The organism is Marinobacter sp. tcs-11, assembly GCF_002049515.1.
Classification (GTDB): Bacteria; Pseudomonadota; Gammaproteobacteria; order Pseudomonadales; family Oleiphilaceae; genus Marinobacter; species Marinobacter nauticus.
The window spans coordinates 1-24,113 of sequence record NZ_LLYU01000015.1 but is presented as its reverse complement, the minus strand read 5'-3'; the positions used below and the strand labels follow the sequence as shown (position 1 = coordinate 24,113).

Here is a 24,113-nt window from a genome sequence, read left to right as displayed (position 1 = left end):
GCAGCCCGGTGAGTTCTAAGCAGTGGCGCTGGATCCCGAATGCACTGACATTCCTGCGAATGGTGCTGATCGTGCCGTTCGCCGGCGCGCTGCTGGAAGGTAACTATCGGCTGTCTCTGGTGATATTCTTCGTTGCCGCACTGACCGATGCCTTTGACGGGTTTCTGGCCCGTCATTTCAATTGGCGCTCCCGGCTTGGCGCTGTGGCCGACCCTCTCGCGGACAAGGCGCTGTTGATTTCGGCCTACCTCATGCTCACCATTACCGGTGTACTTCCGCTGTGGCTGTTTGCCCTGGTGCTGGGTCGGGATCTTGTCATTGTCTGCGGCGGCCTGGCTTTTCATTACGGCATCGGCCGCTTCGATATGGAACCCAGTATTCCGGGCAAGATCAACACGTTTGTGCAGATACTCGTGGCGCTCGCCATTATCATCCTGCTGGCGGGTTTGCCCATGCAGCCCTGGGTCATCGACACCGGGATCTGGCTGGTTGCCGTCAGCGCGCTGGTGAGCGGGGGGCACTATGTGGCAGTGTGGAGTTTGCGGGCCTGGAGGGCGAAGCGGTCATGAAAGCCTCACAAATGGTATTGGGGGTCAAGCTCCGGGACGATGCCCGCTTCGACAACTTTCACGGCGACCGTAACCGTTCGGCCGCCCAGCGGCTTAAGCTGGTGTGCCGGGAGCCGTCGGGGCTTCCGGTGGTCGTGATCTGTGGCGATTCCGATACCGGTAAAAGCCACTTGTTGCAGGCGATTTGCCATGAGTCCGAGCAAATGGGGAAAACTGCCGTCTGCATCAGCATCGTCGAGTTGTTGCCGTTTGGCCCGGATGCCCTGGCGGGCCTGGACAGTCATGATGTGATCTGTCTTGACGATCTGGAACATGCCGCGGGGGATCCCGGCTGGGAGGAGGCGGTTTTCCACCTGTACAACCGGGTGTTGGACCGCAATGGCCTGCTGGTGGTCAGTCTATCCGAGGTGCCTGCTTCGCTGCCGTTCGGGCTGGCAGACCTGGGATCTCGCCTGGCGCATGGCTTGCTCATTCAGTTGGGCGTGTACCGGGATGAGGACCGGCAGCGAATCCTGATGGCCCGGGCAGAGCAGCGCGGGCTGGTGATGAGTGAGGATGTTGCCGGCTTCATCATGCGCAGGGCCCCTAGAAAGCTGGGTGATCTGCTGGGGCTGCTGGATACATTGGATGAGAATTCGCTGCAGGCCCAGCGACGTTTAACCATTCCGTTTGTTAAAGCTGTGATGGGATGGTAGCGGTAAAGGGATTAATAACGATAAAGGCCATTGGAGAGACGACATGAGACGGGTTGTATTCAATCAGAAAGGTGGCGTTGGCAAGTCCAGTATCACTTGTAATCTGGCGGCCATCAGCGCCGCAAGAGGAAAGCGTACCCTGGTGGTGGATCTGGACCCGCAGGGCAACTCCACCCACTACCTGCTGGGCAAGCCGGCGGCTGAACTGAAAGATACCGTTGCCGATCTGCTGGAGCAGACGGTCGCCTTCAGTGTCTTCAATCGTCGACCTGACGAGTTTGTACACGCCTCGTCATTCGACAACCTGTACGTGTTGCCATCCAGCCCTGAGCTGGATTTTCTGGAACGCAAACTCGAAGCCAAGCACAAGATCTACAAGCTCAGGGAGTTCCTGAAAAAACTCAGCGACAGTTTCGATGAGATCTATATCGATACCGCCCCGGCCCTGAATTTCTACACTCGTTCTGCCCTGATTGCTGCCCAGCGCTGCCTGATCCCGTTCGACTGCGATGATTTCTCCCGCCAGGCGCTCTACAACATCCTCCATGAAATCCGCGAATTGCATGAGGATCATAATGAGGAGCTGGTTGTTGAGGGCATCATTGCAAACCAGTTCCAGCCAAGGGCGAGCCTGCCCAGGCAGTTGGTCCGGGAGCTGACGGAGGAGGGGTTGCCGGTGCTGCCGGTACGCCTGTCCAGTTCCGTCAAGATGAAAGAATCACACCAGAGTCGCCAACCGCTGATTCACATGGCTCCGAAACACACGCTCACACGCCAGTATGAGGACCTATACCGTGTGCTGCATGGGGAGTCTGTTGAGCTGGAGCCATTGGCAGACTGAGAGGAATCCCATGAGTGAAAAAGCACGCCACCTGGATCAGGTGACCGACGGTTTGCTGCAGATTGAAATTGAACTTCGGCAACTGGGTGTCTGGCAGACAGAAAGCCTGCCACCGGAGGCGTTCCAGAGTACCCAGCCGTTCTGCCTGGATACCATGGACTTCACCCAGTGGCTGCAGTTCGTGTTTCTTGAAAAAATGAAGGCGCTGGTGGAAGCCGGTCACGCGCTGCCAGAGGTATCTGGTATTGCGCCCATGGCAGAAGAGCATTTCCGTGGGCGTGAGCAGTCCGGCCGTGAACTGATCTCAGCGCTTGAGGAGATGGATCGGCTGTTGTCCTCTGGCGGCCGCTGATTATTCCGGGACTGGATTACTCCAGGCGCATGGACAAATCGATGGCTCGTACGTCTTTGGTCAGTGCGCCAATAGAGATGTAATCCACGCCGGTTTCGGCAACGGGCACCAGCGTGTGCGCGTTGATGCCACCGGAAGCTTCAAGGCGGGCTTTTCCGGCATTCCGCTTTACCGCTTCAGCCATGTCGGCAAGCGAGAACTCGTCCAGCATGATGATGTCGGCCCCGGCCTCAAGAGCCTGGTCCAGTTCGGCGAGCGATTCGGTTTCCACTTCCACGGGTTTGCCTGGTGCAATGCGGTGCGCTTCGGCGACCGCATTGGCAATGGAGCCGCAGGCGGCAATGTGGTTTTCCTTGATCAGGAAGGCGTCCCAGAGCCCCAGCCGGTGATTGTCGCAGTCACCGCAAGTCACCGCGTATTTCTGGGCCAGTCGCAGCCCTGGCAGGGTTTTCCTGGTGTCCAGAAGGCGGACGTTGGTATGGGACACCCGGCGAGCGTAATGGGCACAGGCCGTTGCCACGCCAGACAGGGTCTGCAACCAGTTAAGAGCAGCTCGTTCAGCGGTCAGAAGCGAGCGGGCCGGGCCTTGCATGCGGAAAATCACGGCGTTGGCGGGTACGTCGTCGCCATCGTGAAACTGCCACTGAAGTGTCACTGAGGGATCCACCTGGCGAAAAACCTCCTCCACCCAGGCGCTTCCAGCCAGGCGGGCGTCTTCCCGGGTGATTACCCTTGCGGTTGCCAGTTTTTCGGCAGGAATCAGCTGGGCAGTGATGTCGCCATCGCCAATATCTTCCCGCAGACTCTGGGCAACGGATTCGATACGGGCCTGGCGCAGCAGTTCGGCAGAAATCATTGGGACGTCCGGAGGTTGATGGTGGCTTGGAAAAGTGTGGAGGGCAATTCTACTGCCAGCGCTATCGATTCGCCAAATGGAGGTGTGAGGGGTCTGAAGTGTGATGCAGTTCCTGCTGACACAAAAGGTGACAAATTCTGACACAAGGTGACGACACTCGCCCGTATGATGTAATCCTATAAAGGTTTAAGTACCATCAGCTGTTCGATTCCGGAGCATCCACATGGCGCACGATAACAAGGTAGTCCGCTTGGCCGGTCAGAAGCCGGTGAGCCGGTTCTCGTTACCGGTAGAGCTGGTGCGACTGCGTGACACATCGGGTCAGTCACTCAAGGCGGTACTTGCCAGTTTTTTCGAACAGGCTGACGACAGTTTGTTTGCCCTCGCAGACCGGGCCGGCTCCAACCAGGACCAGACTGCTTACTTCGACGCCATGCGGGAGCTGCGACTGCGCCGGAAGGCAATGACAGTGTCAGTCCTGCAATACGTCAGCCAGGCCTTCAACGAGCTGGGTAAGTTCAAACCTGCCCGCTCCGGTGGTTCACTGGAAGAAGTGGACCAGGACTCCCTCAGCCTGGTGGATCACTCTGATCTTGAACAGCAGGTAGCGATAGATAACCTGACCAATCGCCTGCGGAATCGATACCAGGAGCCGGTAAGGATGTTGGCGGCCCGGATTCGCCATCTTGTTCCACAGTTGGATCTCTCTGACGATCAAATGCCTCTCAGCCCGGAAGTCATTTGTGGCGCTATTTCGGATGCTTGCACCGATCTGGATATTGATATCCGTGCCAAGCTTGTGGTTTTGAAGCTGTTTGAGCGCCTGCTGGTGGACAAGCTCAGTGATTTCTACCAGGAATGCAACAAAACCCTGATCGCCGCCGGCGTGCTGCCTGACATGAAGCGGGCTCCGGTGGGTGGTGCTCAGGTAGCGCCGGGTCGCAGTGCGCCAAAGGCAGGCGGTTCGCCAGCGCCCGCCCAGGAAGCCCCGGCTGCCGAAGGTACTGCCAATGGCCATGGACCGTCGCCTACTTTCAGTGAGCTGAGTGCGCTGTTGCACCAGGGAGAGACCAGTAGTGCCGGTATGGCACAAACCGGCGCTGTTCTGGATACCGATCGTCTGATGGCGCGCCTGAACGAACTGCAGGGCGCAGCGCCGCAGGGTGAAGGCGACAATGTGGTGCCTTTGCGCCAGCAGTTACAGCCGCTGTTGCAGGGTCCGGAAGGGAAGCGATTCTCAGTAGGGCAGGTCGACAGTGATGTGATCAACCTGGTCTCAATGCTGTTTGATTTCATTCTCGAAGATCGGCAGTTGCATCCGGTTATGAAGGCGCTGATCGGGCGGCTACAGATTCCGGTGCTCAAGGTCGCACTCAGCGACAAGAACTTTTTCAATCGTGGTGGCCATCCGGTTCGCAAGCTCCTCAACGAACTTGCCCTTGCCGCCATTGGCTGGAGCGAGAAACGTGCCGGAATGCGTGATCCGCTTCGGGAAAAAATTGAGGAAGTGGTGGGTCGGGTGCTCACCGAATACACCGATCAGGTAGGGCTGTTCGAGGAATTGCTGAAGGACTTTGGTCACTTCATGGATCTGGATCGCCGGCGTCGCGAGCTGGTTGAGCAGCGCCTTCGGGATGCCGAAGAAGGACGCGCCAGGCAGGAACGTGCCAGTCAGGCTGCTACCGATGTTATCCGTGAGCACACGGCAGGCCGGGACATTCCCGATCCGGTTTTACAGGTGCTGAACGAGCCCTGGACCCGCTACCTGCAGTGGGTGGTGTTGCGCGAGGGTGAAGAAAGCGAGCGTTGGCTGCAGGCAAAGGCCATCAGCGAGCGGCTGGTGTGGAGTGTTGACCCGCGACCGGTGTCTTCTGATACCCGGGCGGAACTGTTGCGAATGATTCCAGAGGTGGTGGAAGAGCTCCGCAAGGCGCTTCAGGAGATCTCCTGGGATCCGTTTGCAACCGATGCGGCCATCCGGGACCTGGAGCTTGCCCATGTCGATGTTTTCCAGAAACTGGTGACCGCGCCGGTTGTTGAAGACAAGGCACCCACGATTGAGAATTTTGAGGTACCTGAAGCTCCGGCAGAGCCGGCGGAAACTCCCGAGCAATCGGAACCTGCGCCGGAGGTGATTGACGAGGTGACTGAACCTGCGTCAGTCAAGCCTGCTGAGATCTCAGCCGGCGTTGAGACGGCAGCCGTCGCCGAGGAATTCGCGGAGATCCAATCACCAGTAGCGTCGGCGGAATGGCTGGCGAAGGCGGACGGCCTGAGAGTTGGATCCTGGGTTGAGATGGCCAGAGACGAGACCAGGGTCCGTTGCAAGCTGGCGGCCTTCATCAAGGCCACCGGCAAGTACATCTTTGTTAACCGCAGTGGTGCGAAGGTGGCGGAATATCATCGGGATGACCTGGCGATTGCTCTGCAGGAGCAGGCGATCACCATGCTGGATGACGGCCTGATCTTTGATCGGGCGCTGGAGTCCATCATCGACAACCTGCGTCATAACCGAAAAGACTGATCTCCGGTACTGAGTGCCCGCGCAGGGCACCGGCGACGTCGTGGCATCCATGGGCGCTTTGTGATTCAATCATCTGCATGAGTCCCCTGCGCCGATGGAAACACGTTGTCTAGTATCCAGAACGATCATCACCCACACTCCCTGAAAGATGCGGCAGCACTTTTGCGTTCCAGTGGCCGGTTCCCCGGCGTGCGCTGGTGTCCGTCGCCCAATTTTGGTCCCCGCCCGGACGGTTCCTCTATCTCACTGCTGGTGGTTCACAACATCAGCCTGCCGCCGGAACAGTTTGGCGGCCCGCACATCGAGAATTTTTTCTGTAACTGTCTGGATACTGCTGTCCACCCCTATTTTGAAACGATCGCAGAGCTGAAGGTGTCTGCACACGCGTTGATTCGCCGGGATGGTTCCGTTATTCAGTTTGTCAGCTGTCTGGACAGGGCATGGCATGCTGGCCGTTCCAGTTTTCAGGGTAAGGAGGAGTGCAACGACTACTCCATTGGTATCGAGCTCGAAGGTGCGGATGACGTTCCCTATACCGATGATCAGTACCGTGCGCTGGCGCGTCTGGCGCTCCTGGCAATGACAGCCTGGCCGGAAATCACGCCGGGTCGCATTGCCGGCCACAGTGATATTGCTCCGGGCCGAAAAACCGATCCAGGGCCCGCGTTTGAGTGGTCTCGCTTCCGGGCACTGCTGTCGAACGAGGAGATGGCCTGATGTCGTTGGTTGTTTTTCTGATTGCGTACGTGATTCGCCGCAGGCTGGACCGCGCCGACCACCTGGCCAGCGATGAGATCTGGCGTCGCTGGTTTCATCGTTGGGGCCGGGTAGAAGCGGGTCAGGAGCGGTCAGTCTGGAGAGGGGCGCTGCTGGTTGTGTTACCTTCTCTGGCGCTCGCTGGCGCGTGGGCGCTGTCCAGTGAGGCGGGCTACCGCTATGCCCTGTATCCGCTTGAACTGGTGCTGATGGTGGTACTGATGGGAGCGCCGGGCTGGCGCAAGGTGCTGCGAGCCTATTCCGATGCCTGGCGGCGCGGAGATATGCAGGCTGCCTGGCACCATGTTCAAGAGCGCCTGCCCGCCTCCGAAAGAGGAGCGGCGCTATCGCCAGAAGCCATGCACCTGTCGGTGTCGCGGGCGCTGATGGTCTCGGTTTTCGAGCGTTTCTTCCTGGTGGTTTTCTGGTACGCCGTCGGCGGCATAGCGCTGGCTTTTCTGGCTCGCGGGCTTGTAGCTCTGGCGGGCCAATGGCCGCAGGCGGCCGCGCGGGAACGCTATCAGCGGGCGGCCCGGCTTATCGGCTGGATTCCTTCCCGCTTGCTGTCATGCACATTCGGACTCGCCGGTGACCTGGCCGGCTGGTCCCGGGAAATACGCAAGGTATTCCCGGGATTCGGGAAAAAGACCGCGGATGTGCTCATGATTTCCGCCAACGGGTCGTTAACTGGTTATGCACTTGATCCTGCGCGCTTTTCGGAGTTGCACCCGGAAGAGTGGCCCGATTTTGGCGGACGGAGCCTCAGCGCCATAAGGGACCTCCTCAACCGGAGCATGCTGGTGTGGATATGTGCGTTTGCATTGCTGGTGATCGCAGGCATGGCCTAGCCGGAAAGCAAAAACGGATTACAGAATAACACTAAATAGTGATTAAGTTTTTCCGGCAACGGGCGATAATCAAACAAAAGAATAAAGATTCAGTTGTTAGAAGCAGCGAGGGCTCTGTGAACTATATAATCAATCCGGCTGTAGCACTGATGAATCGGCTGCCCATGGTTTACAAATTCAGCCTCATCAGCATTCTCTTTCTTGGCCCTATCATCGTGCTTTGCTGGTTGGTGATTTCCGGGCTCAACCAGTCGGTTCAGACCATGACCCGCGGCATTGAAGGTCTTGCAGAACTCCAGAAGGTGGAACGCCTGCTGGTGGCGTCGATGGATTACCGTGACTATCAGGCCCCTGGCATTCTGAAAGACGAACAACCCCTGCTCGAAAAAGCCAACGAAGCGGCCAGTCGTATGGACGCCCTGTTGGCAGATCTCGCCGAACCACAGCGTTCTTTTGACACCTCCGGCTCCTGGCAGGAGCAGATTCTGGCTGTAAGGGAAGAATGGGAGACGCTCAAAGCCAACGATAACTATCAGGGCAACATTGACCCCCAGTTCAAGTACTACCAGGAATTTGTGCAGAAGGTGATGGCCTTGCTGCCGGCGACCATTGAAATCAGCGGGTTGGGGCAGGATGCGTCCCGGGAAAACCTGCTGCTGTTAGGGCTGGTGCGTTCTGCGTTGCCTGAGTCTCGCACTGTTGTTGGCGGCGCCCGTTCATACGGTATTTTTGCGCTGGTGGAAGGTCAGGTGGGCTATGCACTCAGCGAAACCCTGAATGAAATCTACGATCAGTTGACCAACCGCAGTTCGCTGCTTTCGCCGGCCCTTTCCGTTGCTGTGGAGGCGTCGCCCCAGCTGGCAGAGAGTGCGAGCGGTGCGTTGACCCGCACGGAAGAGAGCCTGATGACAGTGCGTGATGAGCTGGACCTGAATGTCATTACGCCTATGCGCCTGGAGCTGCCCTGGCAGGAATTCGACGAGACCGTATCGGCGCAGATGGGATATTACGATACCCTCAGCGATCGTATCTTCGATGTGGTTGCCGGTAATCTTGAGGATCGCCTGGCTCGCCAGACCGGGCAGCGCACCCTGATTCTGGTGGCGCTGATTGCTGTGATGCTGGTGGTGGTCTACCTCTATGTGGGCTTCTTTATGTCTGTGCGGATTGCCATCAACCGGTTCAGCGAAGCTGCAAGAAATGTGGCCGCCGGCGATATGACCACCCATATCCGGTTGAACAACCGGGACGAACTGGGGGAGCTCACCTCTGAGTTCAACAACATGACCGATCGTATTGCTGAGCTTGTCCGGTCGGTGGGCTCTACAACAGCAGATGTTGATCAGCAGGCGGTCCGGGTGAATGACACCGCATCGGCTAACAGTCAGGCCGTGGCCCGACAGATGGAAGAGACCGGTCAGATCAACGAGGCCATGGGCCAGATGGTGGAAGCGGTCAATGAAGTTACCGAGAGTGCGCACCGGGTGGCGGATAGTGCGGGGAATGCCGAGAAAGATACCGAGAAGGGTCGGGAAGTGGTGGCCGATACGGTGGCGACCATTAACCGGCTGGCTACGGAGATTGCAGGCGCCGTTGATGTCATCAACCGGGTGAGTGCGGACAGTGACAATATCAGTCAGGTTCTGGTTGAGATTAAAGCAATTGCCGAGCAGACCAACCTGCTGGCGCTGAACGCGGCCATCGAGGCAGCGAGGGCGGGAGAACAGGGGCGTGGCTTTGCGGTGGTGGCGGATGAGGTTCGCTCATTGTCCCAGCGTACCCACAAGTCCACTGAGGAAATTGAAGGCATGATTTCCCGGCTTCAGGGTGGTGTAAAAGAGGCGGTATCTGCCATGACCTCAAGTCACGATGCCACGGAGAAGACGGTACAGAAGTCTGGTGAAGTGACCGAAGCGCTGGATCGGATCGCCTCGGGCATTTCCGAAATCGTGGATATGAGCCACCAGATTGCCCAGGCGGCGGAGGAACAGTCGGCCGTGGCCAGGAACGTGAATGCCAACGTGGAGCGCATTGGCGAATTTGGCCAGAGCACTGCCTCCAACGCCGAAGAGACTCTGGCTTCGTCCAGACAGATGTCGGAGCTTACCGCGTCGCTTCAGCGCCTGGTGGAAGCATTCAAGGTGTAATCTGCGGTTGTTGTTGTGAAAAATCCGGCCTCAGAGGCCGGGTTTTTTTTGCTCCCAGAGAATCTCCTGGCTGCCATCCCGGCGAGCCAGCACTCGGGCGATGACAAACAGCAGATCGGATAACCGGTTCAGGTAGTGACGCGAGGCAGTATTGATGGAGTCCTCGTGGCCAAGGGCCACCACCACGCGCTCGGCCCGGCGACAGACCGCCCGTGCCAGATGACATTGTGCTGCGGCAGGGCAGCCCCCAGGCAGGATGAAGTTTTTTAGCGGCGGCAGGTCGGTGTTGTACTCGTCCAGAGTCTGCTCCAGCCACTCAATGTGATTGTCGCTGATCACCTTGCTGCCCGGGATGGCAAATTCGCCGCCCAGATCAAACAGGTGATGCTGAATGCGCCGGAAGGTATCGATCAGACGGTCACCAGAGGGAAGCGTCTCAATCAAAACGCCGATATGGCAATTCAGCTCATCTGCCATACCCATGGCTTCCACTCGCTGGGCATTTTTGGCGATACGGTTGCCATCGGCCAGGCCGGTAGAACCGTCGTCTCCGGTTCGGGTGTAGATCTTCGACAGGCGATTGCCCATGGTCTTGCTCCCTCTGGTAAAAGTCAGTTCAGTTGTTGTACCTGTTCGGCGAGCATTTGGTTCACCTGTACCGGTATGCCATGTTGATGGCCGAGCCGCGCCAGGTAACCGTTAATGAAGTCGATTTCCGTGGTTCTGCCTGCCTTTACATCAGCCCGCATGGAAGACGTGTTGGCGGCGGTTTTGCGGGCGACAGCCTCAATAGTCTCGCGCAGGTCTTCCGGGGCTTGTTGCGGTTGTCCGGCAGCAGGGAGCAGGCGGCTGATCTCCTCGCACAAGGGGGCAATCCATTGCAGGTAAAACGGTTGTGTCAGGATCTCTCCGTTGGGGCAATCCAGAATGGCCGTAAAGGCGTTTATGCCGGCGTTGATCACCAGTTTTTGCCAGAGCCTTGCCAGTATGTCGTGTTCAGGGTGGACCATGAGGCCGCTGCTGGCGAGCTGTTGGGCAACCCATTCGACCGATGGGTCCCCCGCCGGGTTCAGGGCACCGACCCAGGTTGTGCCGCGGCCAGCGTGAACGGTCAGCCCGGGGGCGGGCCGGTTTGCGCCTTCGGTCGTGGATGCGGCCAGTACCGGCCGGTCCGGCCATGTTTCGGTGACCTGCTGCTGGCTCCCAAGCCCGTTTTGGAACAACACAATGGGAGTCTGTTTGGCAATGGAGGGCAGGGCCGCCTTGAGGGCTTCGAGAGTGTTGCCGGCTTTGGTCGTCACCAGGAGTAGATCAGGAGATTGGCCGGGTTGTAGCCAGGGAATAATGGTACTGCCTGATTCGCCGTCAATGGGCTGAAAGCGATAACAGACGAGGGCAGGGGCCTGCCCCGGACGGGGCACAAACGCTACCTGCCCGGCAGGTAGCGTTGCCGCCCAGAGCCGGCCCAGGGAGCCGGCACCGAGGATGGCGATCATGGCCTTACATGGCCTCGATTTCTGCCCGTTGCGCACTGAGCCGCTGCAGGCTGCCCTGGGCATCCTTCAGCTTCTCTTTTTCCTTCTCTACGACTTCGGCTGGTGCCTTGGCGGTGAACTTCTCGTTGTTCAGCTTGCCTTCCAGGCGACCGATTTCCTTGTTCAGGCGTTCCAGCTCCTTGTCCAGGCGCTTGAGTTCGGCGTCCTTGTCGATCAGGCCGGCCATGGGCACCAGCACTTCCATTTCGCCTACCAGTTGGGTGGCGCTCATGGGAGCTTTGTCGCCCTCGAACCATTCCAGCTTCTCAAGTTTGGCCAGGGAAATGAGGAATTGGCGGTTGTCGTTCAGGCGGCGCTGATCGTCGGCGTTGCCGCCTTTCAGAAGTACCGGTACCTGCTTACCCGGGGAGATGTTCATCTCGCCGCGGATATTACGCACCGCTACAATCACGCCTTTCAGCCACTCGATATCGGCGGCCACGGCGGCATCCTGCTTGCTGGCATCCGGCTGCGGGTAGGGCTGCAGCATGATGCTGTCGCCCTGCTTGCAGGCCAGCGGTGCAATGCGTTGCCAGATTTCTTCGGTAATGAACGGCATGATCGGATGCGCCAGGCGGAGTACGGCTTCGAGTACGCGTACCAGGGTACGACGGGTGCCCCGTTTGGCCTCGGCACTGGCGCTGTCATCGCTCAGGGCTGGTTTGGACAGTTCCAGGTACCAGTCGCAGTATTCGTTCCAGATAAACTCGTACAGGGCGTAGGCGGCCAGGTCAAAGCGGTACTGGTCCAGGTGACGGATCACCTCCTGCTCGCAGTGCTGCAGTTCGCTGATGATCCAGCGGTCTGCCAGTGACAGTTCCACCGGCTCATTGTTCACGCCGCAGTCTTCGCCTTCCGTGTTCATCAGCACATAGCGGGCGGCATTCCACAGCTTGTTGCAAAAGTTACGGTAGCCTTCCAGGCGCTTCATATCCCAGTTGATGTCACGGCCGGTGGTCGCCATGGCGGCGAGGGTGAAACGCAGGGCGTCAGTACCATGGGCGGCGATGCCTTCCGGAAATTCCTTCTCGGTGCGCTTGCCGATTTTCTCGGCCAGCTTGGGCTGCATCAGGTTGCCGGTGCGTTTTTCCAGCAGGTCCGGCAGGCTGATGCCGTCGATCATATCCAGCGGGTCGATCACGTTACCCTTGGACTTGGACATCTTGTCGCCGTGCTCGTCCCGGATAAGACCGGTCACGTACACGGTCTTGAACGGAACCTGCGGAGTACCGTCTTCATCCTTGATGAAGTGCATGGTCATCATGATCATCCGGGCAACCCAGAAGAAGATGATGTCGAAACCGGTCACCAGCACGTCGGTGGGGTGGAAGGTCTTCAGCCGTTCGGTGATTTCCGGCCAGCCCAGAGTGCCGAAGGTCCACAGGGCGGAGCTGAACCAGGTGTCCAGTACATCGTCGTCCTGCTTGAGTTCCAGTGTGTCCGGGAGCTGATGTTTGCTGCGAACCTCAGCCTCGCTCCGGCCCACATAGATATTGCCTTCAGCGTCGTACCAGGCAGGAATCCGGTGCCCCCACCAGAGCTGGCGGGAGATGCACCAGTCCTGAATGTCGCGCATCCAGGCGAAGTACATGTTCTCGTACTGTTTGGGTACGAACTGGATGCGACCGTCTTCTACCGCTTCAATAGCCGGCTTGGCCAGGGTCTTGGCGTCTGCAAACCACTGATCCGTCAGCATCGGCTCGATGATCAGCCCGGAGCGATCACCGCGGGGTACGCTCAGCACGTGGTCTTCGATTTTCTCGACCAGGCCTGCCAGTTCCATGTCGGCAACAATCTGCTTGCGGGCTGCTTCCCGGCTCAGGCCGGCATAGGCGGCCGGGAGGGCGCTGTTAATCTCGGAATTTTCGGTGCCGTCCGCATTGAAGACTTCGGCGATTTCACGAATGTTGGCGTCCTGCGTCATGACGTTGATCATGGGCAGGTTGTTGCGTTTGCCTACGGCGTAATCGTTGAAGTCGTGAGCGGGGGTGATCTTCACGCAGCCGGAACCTTTTTCCGGATCGGCGTGGTGGTCGGCCACGATGGGAATGCGGCGGTTAACCAGCGGCAGCAGAACGTGCTGGCCAATCAGATGCTGGTAGCGCTCATCGTCCGGGTGGACGGCTACGGCGGTGTCACCCAGCATGGTTTCCGGGCGGGTGGTGGCGACGATGACGTAGTCTTTGCCGTCCTGGGTTTTCTGGCCGTCGGCCAGCGGGTAGCGCAGGTGCCAGAAATAGCCCTTTTCTTCCTTGTTTTCGACTTCCAGATCAGAGATAGCGGTGTGCAGCTTCGGGTCCCAGTTCACCAGCCGTTTGCCGCGGTACACCAGGCCTTCATCGTACAGGCGGATAAAGACTTCCTGTACGGCTTTGTAGAAGCCATCGTCCATGGTGAAGCGTTCGTTGCTCCAGTCCACGGAGTTGCCCAGGCGACGCATCTGGCGGGTGATGGTACCGCCGGAGTGTTCTTTCCAGTCCCAGATGCGCTTGATGAATTCTTCCCGGCCGAGATCGTGGCGGGTTTTGTCTTCTTCTGCAGCCAGTTTGCGTTCGACGACCATCTGGGTGGCGATGCCGGCATGATCGGTGCCGACGGTCCACAGTGCGTTACGGCCCTGCATGCGCTTGAAGCGGGTGAGGGTGTCCATGATGGTGTGCTGGAAGGCATGGCCCATGTGCAGGCTGCCGGTCACGTTGGGTGGCGGGATGGCGATGCTATAGGAATCGCCTTCTCCGCTGGGGCGGAAATAGCCTTTGGATTCCCAGTTTTCGTACCACTGGCGCTCGATGTTTTCTGGCTGGTAGGTTTTTTCCATGGGATTATGCAGTGACCGTTTTGGTTGATTCACATAGGGAAATTCTGAATTGGCCGATTATACATGGTCGCTGTTGATGCGGCGAACCTCAGTGAAACGAAGACTGCGGATGTGGTGCAGTGTGAGGTTGGGGGTAGGCTTTCCAAAAAGCGCTCCTTGCGGCACCCCTTCGGGGCCCGGCCCACAATCACAGATTGTGGTCGCTCAGCTTTCGCATGAAGCTTCGCTTCATAAGCGCTCGGCTGAGCCCCTGTGGCGCTTGTCTCCGGCCATCCATGGCCTACGAAATTTTTGGAAAGCCTACCCCCAACCTCACAGGTCGAACTTTTTGCTGGTCGCTGGTGAGTTTTGCTTTTCGTTTGCTGTTCGTGTGGGTCCGTGAGCGTCCGTGGCAAAAAACGAATTACCTCCGCCGCATATCATGCACCTTCGCCTCAATTCCCATTGTTCGGAGTTGCTTGTAGTGCCCCCGAGCTTGGTTCAATACGGCCGGATCATTATAGGCCACCAGTGCTAGGCGGCGGTATTGGTCAGCGTCTTCAGGCAGGGTTGAGGACAGGACGATAACGGTATCCCAGTCCACCGCGGCTGGCGGGTAGAGCAAAATGCCGACGGGGTCGGTGCAAGGTGTGGTTGGTTCTTTGGCGATGCTGTGAGGGATGAAGGCTTCGGGGGTGAAGTTCCACAGCAGGTCGTCGAGTTCCTGGGCCTGGTCTTCGGAGTCGCAGAGGATGCACACGCGGTCGCCCTGCTGCCAGGCTTTGTCCACGAGTTTGGCGGCGTGGAGGTTGCGGGCGGCGGGGGTGTTCTGGGCGAGGATGTGGAACCAGTAGCGCTGGTTTTTATCGTCCCGGCCAGAGGGGCCGGCAGCGTGGCTGCCGGGCTCCGGTGGGTTTGGCTGGTTACCCTGCATGGGTCATCAGGTAGTCGACCAGCAGGGGGACCGGGCGGCCGGTGGCACCTTTGGCTTTGCCGGAGTTCCAGGCGGTGCCGGCGATGTCCAGGTGGGCCCAGCGGTAGTCTTTGGCAAAGCGGCTCAGGAAACACGCGGCGGTGATCGTACCGGCCGGGCGGCCGCCAATGTTGGCCATGTCAGCGAAGTTGCTGTCGAGCTGGCTCTGGTATTCGTCCCACAGCGGCAGGCGCCAGGCGCGGTCGCCGGTGCGTTCGCCGGCGGCGAGCAGTTCGTTCGCAAGCTCGTCGTTGTTGGACAGCAGGCCGGTGGCATGATTGCCCAGGGCGATAATGCAGGCGCCGGTGAGGGTGGCCATGTCGACCACGGCTGCCGGGTCAAATTTCTTCACGTAGGTGAGGGCGTCGCACAGTACCAGGCGGCCTTCAGCGTCCGTGTTGAGGATTTCGACGGTCATGCCGCTCAGGGTTTTGACGATATCGCCGGGGCGGGAGGCACCGCCGTCGGGCATGTTTTCAGCGGCAGCGATCACGGCAACCACGTTGATCTTGGGTTTGGTTTCAGCCAGGACTTTCATGGTGCCGAATACGCTGGCAGAACCGCCCATATCGTATTTCATTTCGTCCATGCCTTCGCCAGGCTTGAGGCTGATGCCGCCGGTATCGAAGGTGATGCCTTTCCCCACCAGTACGTAGGGTTTGTCTTTGGCCTTGCCGCCACGGTATTCCATCACGATCAGGCGCGGAGGCTGCTTGGAACCTTTGCCTACGGCCAGGATGGTGTTCATGCCCAGTTTTTCCATCTGCTTCTCGTCCAGAACTTCGGTCTGGATGGAGTCGTAGTCTTTGGCCATGGCCTTGGCCTGTTCGGCAAGCCAGACCGGGTGGCAGATGTTGGGTGGGGTGTTGCCCAGGTCTTTGGTGTAGTTCATGCCGCGGCCGGTGGCCAGGCCAAGGTTGAAAGCATCTTTCAGGGACTTGCCGGCGCCGGATGCCTGTACCACAACTTTTTTCAGTTTGCGGGCGGCAGGCTTGTCGCTTTTGAATTCGGTGAAGGTGTAGAGCTGGTCTTCCAGAATCCGGCCAATCAGGTTTAGCCGGGCTTCTTCAGAGCTGACCGCAGCTTCGCCCTGAACCGCAGTATCGGTCAGGCTGATCAGTGCACTTTTGGAGGGGCCATCTTTCAATGCGCCGGTCATGGCAATCAGGCTCTTGCGGTAGGCTGTGGCTGTGCGGTCTGCATCTTTGCCGGTGCCAATTACCACAACGCGCTGCCAGGGCTGATCCACCAGGGGCAGGGTATTCACGGAGGCGTTCTTGCCGGTCAGGTCGCCGGCTTTCTCGAGTTGCTTGATCAGTCCGCCCAGCGCGTCGTCTGCCGCTTTGGTGGATTCTGGCCACTCGCCTTTCTCAGGCAGGCCGATAACCAGGCAGTCGGCTTTGGTGGCTGTGATGGCTTTGCTGCTCAGGCTGAAATTCATGGCAACTCCGTTGTCAGATTGTGCTTTATTCAATTGAATTGAATGTTGATGGCAATGCTCATAAGGATTGGGGCAAAGCCTTTATTAATCAAGCCGGGTGCCCGCTTCGTTACGATGGTTTTATCGTGTAGGCCCCGTACTGTCATTCGTCGGCGAGGTTACATAGAATACGCGCTGTTCTCCTTAACCTCCATCTCCAATGACGGCGCCGCCAGAGAGACTGATTTGAGTATTATCTTCCGTTACCTCATTCGCCAGATCATGGTCAGTATGCTTGCGGTGTCTGGCATTCTGTTGCTGGTGTTTATGAGTGGGCGTTTTATCAAGTATCTGGCCGATGCTGCTGAGGGCGAGATTGCGGCCGGCGTCCTGTTTGCGATTATGGGGTATCGTTTCCCCGGGTTTCTGGAATTAATTCTGCCTCTGGGCCTGTTTATCGGAATTCTGCTGGCCTATGGGCGGATGTACCTCGAAAGCGAGATGACGGTGTTGTTCGCCTGCGGTGTGAGTGAAAAGCAGTTGCTGGCGAAAACGTTGCTTGGAGCGCTGCCGGTCATGCTGGTGGTGGGGGCCATGAGTCTTTACATCTCTCCCTGGGGCATGAAACAGGTGGAGCACATCTTTAACGAGCAACGAAAGGCCACCGAGTTTGAAATGCTGGCCCCGGGGCGGTTTCAGGACTTTACCTCCGGCGATCGGGTTACTTACACCGAGGCCCTGAGCGACGACAAGCGCCAGTTGCAGGGGGTGTTTATTGCCGAGTACGACAAGGATGGTAAGGGTGTCACTCTGATCACTGCGGAGTCTGGTTCCCAGTTTATTGATGAGGAAACCGGCAGCCGGTTTCTGGTGCTGGAGGATGGTGGTCGTTTTCAGGGCACTCCCGGCAGGCTTGATTACAATGTCACTGAATTTGAAGCCTACGGTTTGAAGATTGTCAGCGGCCAGGAGGGCAGTAAGGAGCTGGAGGAAGGCCTGAGCACTCTGGCACTGTGGCATTCAGATAATCCGGAAGATCGTGCTCTGCTGCATTGGCGAATATCGCTACCGCTGATTGTGCCGATCGTTACCTTGCTGGCCGTTCGGCTCAGTCGGGTGAATCCCCGCCAGGGGCGTTTTTTCCATTTATTGCCGGCAATGCTGGTTTACATCACCTATCTGGGTTTACTGATTGTGGCCCGGGATGCGCTGGCGGATGAAAAGGTGCCTGAGTGGGTGGGTATGCTCTGGGTGCATGCGCTGTTCCTGGCGCTCGGCCTGTGGCTGCAGTTTGGCCCCGGGTGGCTGAACCGTCGTCGTCTTGAGAGGGAGGGGCGCCAGCGTGCATAAGATCGATGGTTATGTCATGCGTACCGTTGGCGGCGCCATGTTCCTGGTTATGGTTGTGGTGTTGTCGCTGGATGTGATCTTTGCGTTCATTGCTGAACTGGAAGATACGCGCAACGAATATCAAACCCTGCAGGCGTTGTGGTATGTGGCGCTGACCTTGCCCCGGCGAATCTACGATTACCTGCCTCTTGGTGCCTTCATGGGGTGCCTTGTCGGCCTCGGCTCCATGGCCAGTTCCTCGGAGCTGACGGTGATCCGGGCAGCCGGCGTGTCGCTCAAACGCATTGTCTGGTCCGCCATGAAGCCGGCATTGATCGTGGTTCTGCTCGGCGTGGCGATAGGTGAGTATGTCGCGCCGATCACCGAACGCATTGCCCAGAGTGACAAGGCGGTGGCGTTAGGTGCGGGGAGCAGCATGGCTTCCGCCGAAGGGGTGTGGCATCGCGAAGGCAATACCTTCATGCACCTGAATGCGGTTCAGCCAAACGGTGTGTTGCATGGGGTTTCGATGTTCCGGTTTGACGATGCCCGGCAACTGCAGGTTGCCAGCTTCGCCGAGCGTGCCATCTACCAGGGCGACTACTGGTTGCTGGAGAACGTGACTTCCACCCGTATTGAACCGGAGCGGACCGTGCGTGATGTGAGTGCGTCACTGCGTTGGGAGACCGGCCTGTCGCCGAGCGTGCTGAGTGTACTGATTGTGAAGCCGGAGAATCTGTCGATGACGGGCCTGTATACCTACGCGGCCTATCTCGGAGAGCAGGGGCTGAGTGCGGCACAATACTGGCTCGCGTTCTGGAAAAAGGCACTGATGCCCCTGGGCACGGCGGTGATGGTGTTGGTCGCCATCTCCTTTGTGTTCGGGCCACTGCGGTCTGTGACCATGGGGTTCCGGGTATTTACCGGTCTGCTGGTGGGATTGCTGTTCAAGTATATGCAGGATCTGCTGGGGCCGATGAGTATGGTTTATGGCTTTAATCCGCTGATCGCGGTGCTGGCTCCGATTGTTGTTAACGGTATTGTCGGAGCCGTCCTGATGCGTCGGGCAGGGTAGTGCCGGACCTATTTTTTCTCGGGCCTGGCCACCTGAACAACCACGCTGTTGGAGGTGCGGTCGGTCAGCGACAACCCATTGATGGGATAGAACAGCGCGATGATGGCCGGGATGCTGAGCAACAACGTCAGCGCGCCCAGGTAGTAGGCGCCGAGAATGCTCAGGAAAACGATGATCGCAGCGGTAACATAGCGAATCAGGGCCTGGGTCCAGCTCACGGAGGTGCCATCAAGATTCTCGATGCGAACGCGCCATACCTGCATGCCGAGGGTCTGGCCGATGCGGGTCCAGAAGTAGGCGAAAAACAGATACAGCACCAGAAACAGAACGAAGGTCAGCCCCGGGTCTCCTGAGAGTTCACCGGCTTCGGCCATTTGTTCATAGCGATCCCAACCCGTAATCCATCCAGCAATCATGGTGTATACCCAACTGGCGACAAGCAGCACGGCGATACTGATCAGTCCATCGTAAATAATGGCCAGGGCGCGTTTCAGGCCGGTCGCCGGTGGCAGAAGTTCATCGGCTTCATGAAAGCGTCGGGGCATGGCGTCTCCTGTGAGTTTTCACGTTTTTCAAGTTCTCGGCGTGTGCTAGAGTAGCCGATTTGCACACGCATGTAAGTAATCGCATTTAACCTCAGACCCGGCGGTTCATTCGGCGGGTGTCTGGCAAGGTGTATCAGGTCGAAAGGTATCAAAGGTCTATGAAAACCGCAGAGTTGCGACAAGCATTCCTCGAATATTTCCAGCAGCAAGGGCATGCCATTGTGCCCAGCAGTTCACTGGTACCCCACGATGATCCCACTCTGCTGTTTACCAACGCGGGGATGAACCAGTTCAAGGATCTTTTCCTCGGCCGCGAGGAGCGCGACTATACACGAGCGACCAGCTCCCAGAAATGTGTGCGTGCCGGTGGCAAGCACAATGATCTGGAGAACGTGGGCTATACCGCGCGCCACCATACCTTCTTCGAGATGCTTGGCAACTTCAGCTTCGGCGATTACTTCAAGCGCGAGGCCATTAATTTTGCCTGGACTTTCCTGACTGGCGAACAGCACCTCAACCTGCCCCAGGAGAAGCTGTGGGTAACGGTTTACGCCGAAGACGACGAAGCCTTTGATATCTGGAACCAGGAAATCGGTGTGCCGGCGGAACGGATTGTGCGCATCGGCGACAACAAAGGCGCCCGCTACGCCTCCGATAACTTCTGGCAGATGGGTGATACAGGACCCTGTGGCCCGTGCACCGAGATTTTCTTCGATCACGGCCCGGATGTGGCAGGTGGGCCTCCCGGCAGCCCGGAAGAAGATGGCGACCGCTACATCGAAATCTGGAACGTGGTTTTCATGCAGTACAACCGCACTGCCGATGGCGAGATGCTGAACCTGCCCAAGCCCTCGGTGGACACCGGCATGGGGCTTGAGCGGATTGCTGCGGTTCTGCAGGGTGTTCACAGTAACTACGAAATCGACCTGTTCCAGGACCTGTTGAAGGCGGCATCCGACATCCTGGGTGGTGCGGCCACCACAGAAGCGTCTCTGCGCGTGGTGGCGGACCATATCCGTTCTTGCGCCTTCCTGATTGCCGACGGCGTGATGCCGTCCAACGAAGGTCGCGGCTTTGTTCTGCGCCGAATCATTCGTCGCGCAGCTCGCCACGGCAACAAGCTCGGTGCTACCCAGCCGTTTTTCTACAAGCTTACCGGCGCTCTGGTTGAACTGATGGGCGAGGCTTATCCGCAGCTGGTGAGTAGTCGCAAGCAGATCGAAAAGGTGTTGCTGCAGGAGGAAGAGCAGTTCGCCAAGACCCTGGACAAAGGCCTGCGCCTGCTGGAGCAGGACATTGCGGAGCTGAAGGGTACCGAGATTCCCGGTGAAACCGTGTTTACCCTTTACGATACCTATGGGTTCCCGGTCGATCTGACCAACGATATTGCCCGCGAGCGTGGCCTGACTCTGGATTACGAAGGCTACGAAAAAGCCATGGAGGCCCAGCGCGACCGGGCTCGTGCCGCCAGCAAGTTTGGTATCGACTACAATGCCGCCGGCATCACGATTGAGGGCAAGACCGAGTTTACCGGTTATGACCACGTCGACGGCCATGAACGTATCCGCACGGTGCTGGTCAACGGTGAGGAGCGTAACGCGGAAGCGGGTGATGAGTGTGTGGTGGTATTGGAGCGCACGCCGTTCTATGCGGAGTCTGGTGGTCAGGTGGGTGATACCGGCCTGCTGACCTGGAGCGGTGGCCGCTTCCAGGTAACCGACACCCGCAAAGAAGGGGATAACCATCTGCATGTGGGCACCCTGATTGAAGGTGAGCTGTTCCCCGGGCTGGAAGTGGATGCGCGGATTGATCATGCCCGTCGTGAGCGCACCAAGCGCAACCACTCGGCTACGCACCTGCTGCATGCGGCCCTGCGCAATATCCTGGGTGAACACGTTACCCAGAAGGGCTCGCTGGTCGACCCGGACAAACTGCGATTCGACTTCTCCCATTTCGAAGCCGTGACGCCGGAGCAGCTGAGAGAGATCGAGCGTACGGTTAACGAACAGATCCTGGAGAACACGCCGGTAGATATCGACATTACCGATATGGATACCGCCAAGGAAAAAGGAGCGATGGCTCTGTTCGGCGAGAAGTACGGCGATGTAGTACGGGTGCTCACCATGGGTACCGACAAATACTCTGTTGAGCTGTGTGGTGGTACTCACGTTGCCCGTACCGGCGATATCGGGTTGTTCCGCATTACCTCCGAAAGCGGCATTTCCTCTGGCGTTCGTCGTATTGAGGCTGTAACCGGGTTGGGTGCGCTGGAATGGGTTGATGAAACCGAGCGTACACTGCGCGAGACCGCACGTCTGGTGAAGGGCACCCGTGATTCTGTCGTCGACAAGGTCAAGCAGGTTCTGGACCGCAATCGCCAGCTTGAGAAGGATGTCGATGCCCTGAAAGCAAAACTGGCGAGTTCCGCGGGTACTGATCTGGCTGGTTCCGCGGTCGAAGTGGCAGGCCTGAAAGTGGTGGCCTCCGAGATGGAAGGCGCTGACCGCAAGGCCTTGATGGAAACTGCGGATCAGCTCAAGAACAAGCTGGGCGAGGGCGTTGTGGTGCTGGCCACTGTCGAAGACGGAAAGGTGGTGCTGGTGGCCGGTGTTACCAAGTCCGCCACCAACCGCATCAAGGCTGGCGTTTTAATGAAGCATCTGGCCTCGCTGGTAGATGGCAAAGGCGGCGGTCGCCCCGACATGGCCCAGGGTGGTGGTAATGATCCATCCCGTCTGGCCGAAGCCCTGGCTGGTGTACCGGCCTGGGTTGAGCAAAATATCGGGTAAACAACTGTTTTCTGATACGGGCGGAGGTTTATAATCCCGCCCGTTTGTTTTTAATGGCGGGGCGCCTAGCCCCGTTGTGACACCCCGTTTCGGAGTTTGGGAAACATGGCTCTGCTGGTTCAGAAATTTGGTGGTACGTCCGTCGGGACAACCGAGCGGATTGAAGCGGTAGCTGACAAGGTCTGTCGGTTCCGCAAAGAAGGGCACGATGTCGTGGTTGTGGTCTCGGCCATGAGCGGTGAAACCAACCGTTTGATTGCACTCGCCAACGATATTATGGATGAGCCTACCCCCCGTGAGATGGACGTTCTGGTTTCCACCGGCGAGCAGGTAACCATTGCCCTGTTGTCCATGGCTCTCCAGAAGCGGGGCTGCGATGCCCGGTCCTACACCGGTTCCCAGGTCAGGATTCTCACGGACAGCAGCCATACCAAGGCGCGTATCAAGCAGATTGATGAGCAGCGCATGCGGGAAGATCTGGATGCCGGTCGGGTGGTTGTGGTAGCCGGCTTCCAGGGCATTGATGACAACGGCAATATCACCACGCTCGGCCGTGGCGGTTCTGACACCACGGCGGTTGCCCTGGCGGCGGCACTGAAAGCCGATGAATGCCAGATCTATACTGATGTAGATGGTGTTTACACAACTGACCCCAGGGTAGTGGACAGTGCCCGCCGGTTGGAGCGCATTACATTTGAAGAAATGCTCGAGATGGCTAGTCTGGGTTCTAAGGTACTCCAGATTCGCTCAGTTGAGTTTGCAGGTAAATACAACGTTCCATTAAGGGTGTTGTCCAGCTTTCAGGAAGGCGAGGGCACCCTGATTACTTTTGAGGATGAGAACGCCATGGAACAACCGGTTGTTTCCGGCATTGCTTTCAATCGTGACGAAGCCAAGCTGACTATCTCTGGTGTACCCGATACACCGGGCAGCGCACTGCGGATTCTCAAGCCCGTCAGTGATGCTAATATCGAAGTAGATATGATCGTTCAGAACGTGGGCGAGGATAACAAGACTGCCTTTACGTTTACGGTGCATCGCAACGATTTCAAACGGGCCCAGGAAGTGTTGCGCGGTGTTACCGCCGAGCTGGGTGCCGGTGAAGTGGGTGGAGATACCAAGATCGCGAAGGTCAGCATTGTGGGCGTGGGTATGCGCTCCCATGCGGGCGTTGCAACCAAGATGTTTGAAGCGCTGTCCAATGAGGGCATCAATATTCAGATGATCTCCACGTCAGAAATCAAGATTTCGGTGGTGATTGATGAGAAGTATCTCGAGCTTGCCGTTCGCGCACTGCACAGTGCGTTCGAGCTGGATAAAGCCGGGGTGGAGGAGAGTGCCTGAGGCGGGAAGTCTCAAATGCTCTCTGATCAAGGTCATTGAAGATAGCTATCAGGGTTCAGGTAAGTATAAGTATTTCTGCGTCTTTAGTGTCTGAAGTGATCTCATTATAAAAGCAATAAGTAAACAGTAGTGTTTGTCGGAACAGGTAGCTCTGGAATAGGGAGTAAGGGATATGTTGATTTTAACTCGCCGTGTTGGCGAAACCCTCATGATCGGCGACGAAATTACCGTCACCGTTCTGGGTGTAAAGGGGAATCAGGTACGCATCGGTGTGAACGCGCCAAAAGATGTGGCGGTTCACCGCGAAGAAATCTATCAGCGAATTCAATCTGAAAAAGGCTCCGAAGAGCCGGAATCGGGCAATCGTTGATCAGTTAAAAAGCCGTTCGAGGGTAACCCGGACGGCTTTTTTGATTGTGGGGAAAATCGGCCAGAAAAAAGTCGTGTCAACCCTATGAAAACAGAAAAATTATGGTAGTATACGCCCCGTTCTCAAGGAGAGGTGGGTGAGTGGCTGAAACCAGTTCCCTGCTAAGGAACCGTACGAGCAATCGTACCGAGGGTTCGAATCCCTCCCTCTCCGCCATTTTCTCCCCGGAGAGAAGTGAGAACAGTTGAGGTAGCACTCAACGTTGCGATGCGCGGCTGTAGCTCAGCTGGATAGAGTACCTGGCTACGAACCAGGCGGTCGGAGGTTCGAATCCTCCCAGCCGCGCCA

20 protein-coding genes and 2 tRNA genes are annotated in these 24,113 nt (G+C 57.9%); 15 read left to right on the top strand and 7 right to left on the bottom strand.

Annotated elements, in window-relative coordinates; genetic code table 11:
• Positions 1-8 precede the first annotated feature (8 nt).
• The 4 genes from ARC85_RS14740 to ARC85_RS14725 are packed head-to-tail and all read left to right on the top strand — an operon-like array spanning position 9 to position 2,457.
• The gene (locus ARC85_RS14740; RefSeq protein ID WP_011784464.1) at positions 9-569 is read left to right on the top strand and encodes a CDP-alcohol phosphatidyltransferase family protein; all 561 of its coding nucleotides are present in this window, start codon (positions 9-11) and stop codon (positions 567-569) included.
• A complete protein-coding gene (gene hda / locus ARC85_RS14735; protein WP_153741332.1) occupies positions 566-1,264 on the top strand; it encodes a DnaA regulatory inactivator Hda in 699 nt (232 codons plus the stop codon). Before ARC85_RS14740 ends, hda begins: the two co-directional genes overlap by 4 nt.
• A 43-nt stretch (positions 1,265-1,307) precedes the next feature.
• Positions 1,308-2,105 (top strand): ParA family protein, encoded by a 798-nt coding sequence (locus ARC85_RS14730; protein ID WP_286715271.1) that lies wholly within the window; start codon positions 1,308-1,310, stop codon positions 2,103-2,105.
• 10 nt (positions 2,106-2,115) lie between these two features.
• Entirely contained in the window at positions 2,116-2,457 is a 342-nt protein-coding gene (locus ARC85_RS14725) for a YqcC family protein (RefSeq protein ID WP_022991712.1), read from the top strand.
• A 16-nt stretch (positions 2,458-2,473) separates the two neighbouring features.
• On the opposite strand, the gene nadC is transcribed toward ARC85_RS14725, so the two are convergent.
• Positions 2,474-3,313, bottom strand: a complete 840-nt coding sequence (gene nadC / locus ARC85_RS14720; protein WP_023011365.1) for a carboxylating nicotinate-nucleotide diphosphorylase — start codon at positions 3,311-3,313, stop codon at positions 2,474-2,476.
• 223 nt (positions 3,314-3,536) lie between these two features.
• Here nadC and ARC85_RS14715 point away from each other — a divergent pair, with 223 nt between their 5' ends.
• The 4 genes from ARC85_RS14715 to ARC85_RS14700 all read left to right on the top strand — a co-directional run bounded on the left by ARC85_RS14715 (position 3,537) and on the right by ARC85_RS14700 (position 9,588).
• A complete protein-coding gene (locus ARC85_RS14715; protein ID WP_153741334.1) occupies positions 3,537-5,837 on the top strand; it encodes a DUF1631 domain-containing protein in 2,301 nt (766 codons plus the stop codon).
• Positions 5,838-5,942: 105 nt separating this feature from the next.
• Positions 5,943-6,554 (top strand): 1,6-anhydro-N-acetylmuramyl-L-alanine amidase AmpD, encoded by a 612-nt coding sequence (ampD, locus tag ARC85_RS14710; protein ID WP_114435067.1) that lies wholly within the window; start codon positions 5,943-5,945, stop codon positions 6,552-6,554.
• Positions 6,554-7,441, top strand: a complete 888-nt coding sequence (locus ARC85_RS14705) for a histidine kinase (protein ID WP_199451768.1) — start codon at positions 6,554-6,556, stop codon at positions 7,439-7,441. The genes ampD and ARC85_RS14705 overlap by 1 nt, the downstream gene beginning before the upstream one ends.
• Positions 7,442-7,557: 116 nt before the next feature.
• Positions 7,558-9,588, top strand: a complete 2,031-nt coding sequence (locus tag ARC85_RS14700) for a methyl-accepting chemotaxis protein (protein ID WP_011784472.1) — start codon at positions 7,558-7,560, stop codon at positions 9,586-9,588.
• Positions 9,589-9,618: 30 nt separating this feature from the next.
• Here the strand turns inward: ARC85_RS14700 and ARC85_RS14695 are convergent, their stop codons facing one another.
• The 5 genes from ARC85_RS14695 to ARC85_RS14675 all read right to left on the bottom strand — a co-directional run bounded on the left by ARC85_RS14695 (position 9,619) and on the right by ARC85_RS14675 (position 16,334).
• Complete coding sequence (locus ARC85_RS14695) at positions 9,619-10,176, bottom strand: cob(I)yrinic acid a,c-diamide adenosyltransferase (protein ID WP_011784473.1); 558 nt, start codon at positions 10,174-10,176, stop codon at positions 9,619-9,621.
• A gap of 23 nt (positions 10,177-10,199) precedes the next feature.
• On the bottom strand, positions 10,200-11,084 hold the full coding sequence (locus ARC85_RS14690) for a ketopantoate reductase family protein (RefSeq protein WP_286715268.1): 885 nt from the start codon (positions 11,082-11,084) through the stop codon (positions 10,200-10,202).
• Between the two features lie 4 nt (positions 11,085-11,088).
• Positions 11,089-13,941, bottom strand: a complete 2,853-nt coding sequence (locus tag ARC85_RS14685) for a valine--tRNA ligase (RefSeq protein ID WP_286715266.1) — start codon at positions 13,939-13,941, stop codon at positions 11,089-11,091.
• Between the two features lie 403 nt (positions 13,942-14,344).
• Positions 14,345-14,854: a DNA polymerase III subunit chi gene (locus ARC85_RS14680; protein WP_286715265.1), complete on the bottom strand. Its 510-nt coding sequence runs from the start codon at positions 14,852-14,854 to the stop codon at positions 14,345-14,347.
• On the bottom strand, positions 14,844-16,334 hold the full coding sequence (locus ARC85_RS14675) for a leucyl aminopeptidase (protein ID WP_041656703.1): 1,491 nt from the start codon (positions 16,332-16,334) through the stop codon (positions 14,844-14,846). The genes ARC85_RS14680 and ARC85_RS14675 overlap by 11 nt, the downstream gene beginning before the upstream one ends.
• Before the next feature lie 225 nt (positions 16,335-16,559).
• Here ARC85_RS14675 and lptF point away from each other — a divergent pair, with 225 nt between their 5' ends.
• Positions 16,560-17,663, top strand: coding sequence for an LPS export ABC transporter permease LptF (gene lptF / locus ARC85_RS14670; protein ID WP_114435061.1), 1,104 nt, complete (start codon positions 16,560-16,562; stop codon positions 17,661-17,663).
• Positions 17,656-18,717, top strand: coding sequence for an LPS export ABC transporter permease LptG (gene lptG / locus ARC85_RS14665; RefSeq protein WP_022991724.1), 1,062 nt, complete (start codon positions 17,656-17,658; stop codon positions 18,715-18,717). The genes lptF and lptG overlap by 8 nt, the downstream gene beginning before the upstream one ends.
• Positions 18,718-18,725: 8 nt before the next feature.
• On the opposite strand, the gene ARC85_RS14660 is transcribed toward lptG, so the two are convergent.
• Positions 18,726-19,262, bottom strand: a complete 537-nt coding sequence (locus ARC85_RS14660; protein WP_011784480.1) for an RDD family protein — start codon at positions 19,260-19,262, stop codon at positions 18,726-18,728.
• Between the two features lie 158 nt (positions 19,263-19,420).
• Between ARC85_RS14660 and alaS the strand changes: the two genes are divergently transcribed.
• The 5 genes from alaS (at position 19,421) to ARC85_RS14635 (ending at position 24,113) form a co-directional block, all read left to right on the top strand.
• Positions 19,421-22,051, top strand: coding sequence for an alanine--tRNA ligase (gene alaS, locus ARC85_RS14655; RefSeq protein ID WP_199451769.1), 2,631 nt, complete (start codon positions 19,421-19,423; stop codon positions 22,049-22,051).
• Positions 22,052-22,156: 105 nt separating this feature from the next.
• Positions 22,157-23,395 (top strand): aspartate kinase, encoded by a 1,239-nt coding sequence (locus ARC85_RS14650; protein ID WP_011784482.1) that lies wholly within the window; start codon positions 22,157-22,159, stop codon positions 23,393-23,395.
• A 172-nt stretch (positions 23,396-23,567) separates the two neighbouring features.
• Positions 23,568-23,765 (top strand): carbon storage regulator CsrA, encoded by a 198-nt coding sequence (gene csrA / locus ARC85_RS14645; protein WP_011784483.1) that lies wholly within the window; start codon positions 23,568-23,570, stop codon positions 23,763-23,765.
• 126 nt (positions 23,766-23,891) lie between these two features.
• Positions 23,892-23,981 (top strand) — tRNA-Ser (locus ARC85_RS14640).
• A gap of 55 nt (positions 23,982-24,036) precedes the next feature.
• A tRNA-Arg gene (locus ARC85_RS14635) sits at positions 24,037-24,113 on the top strand.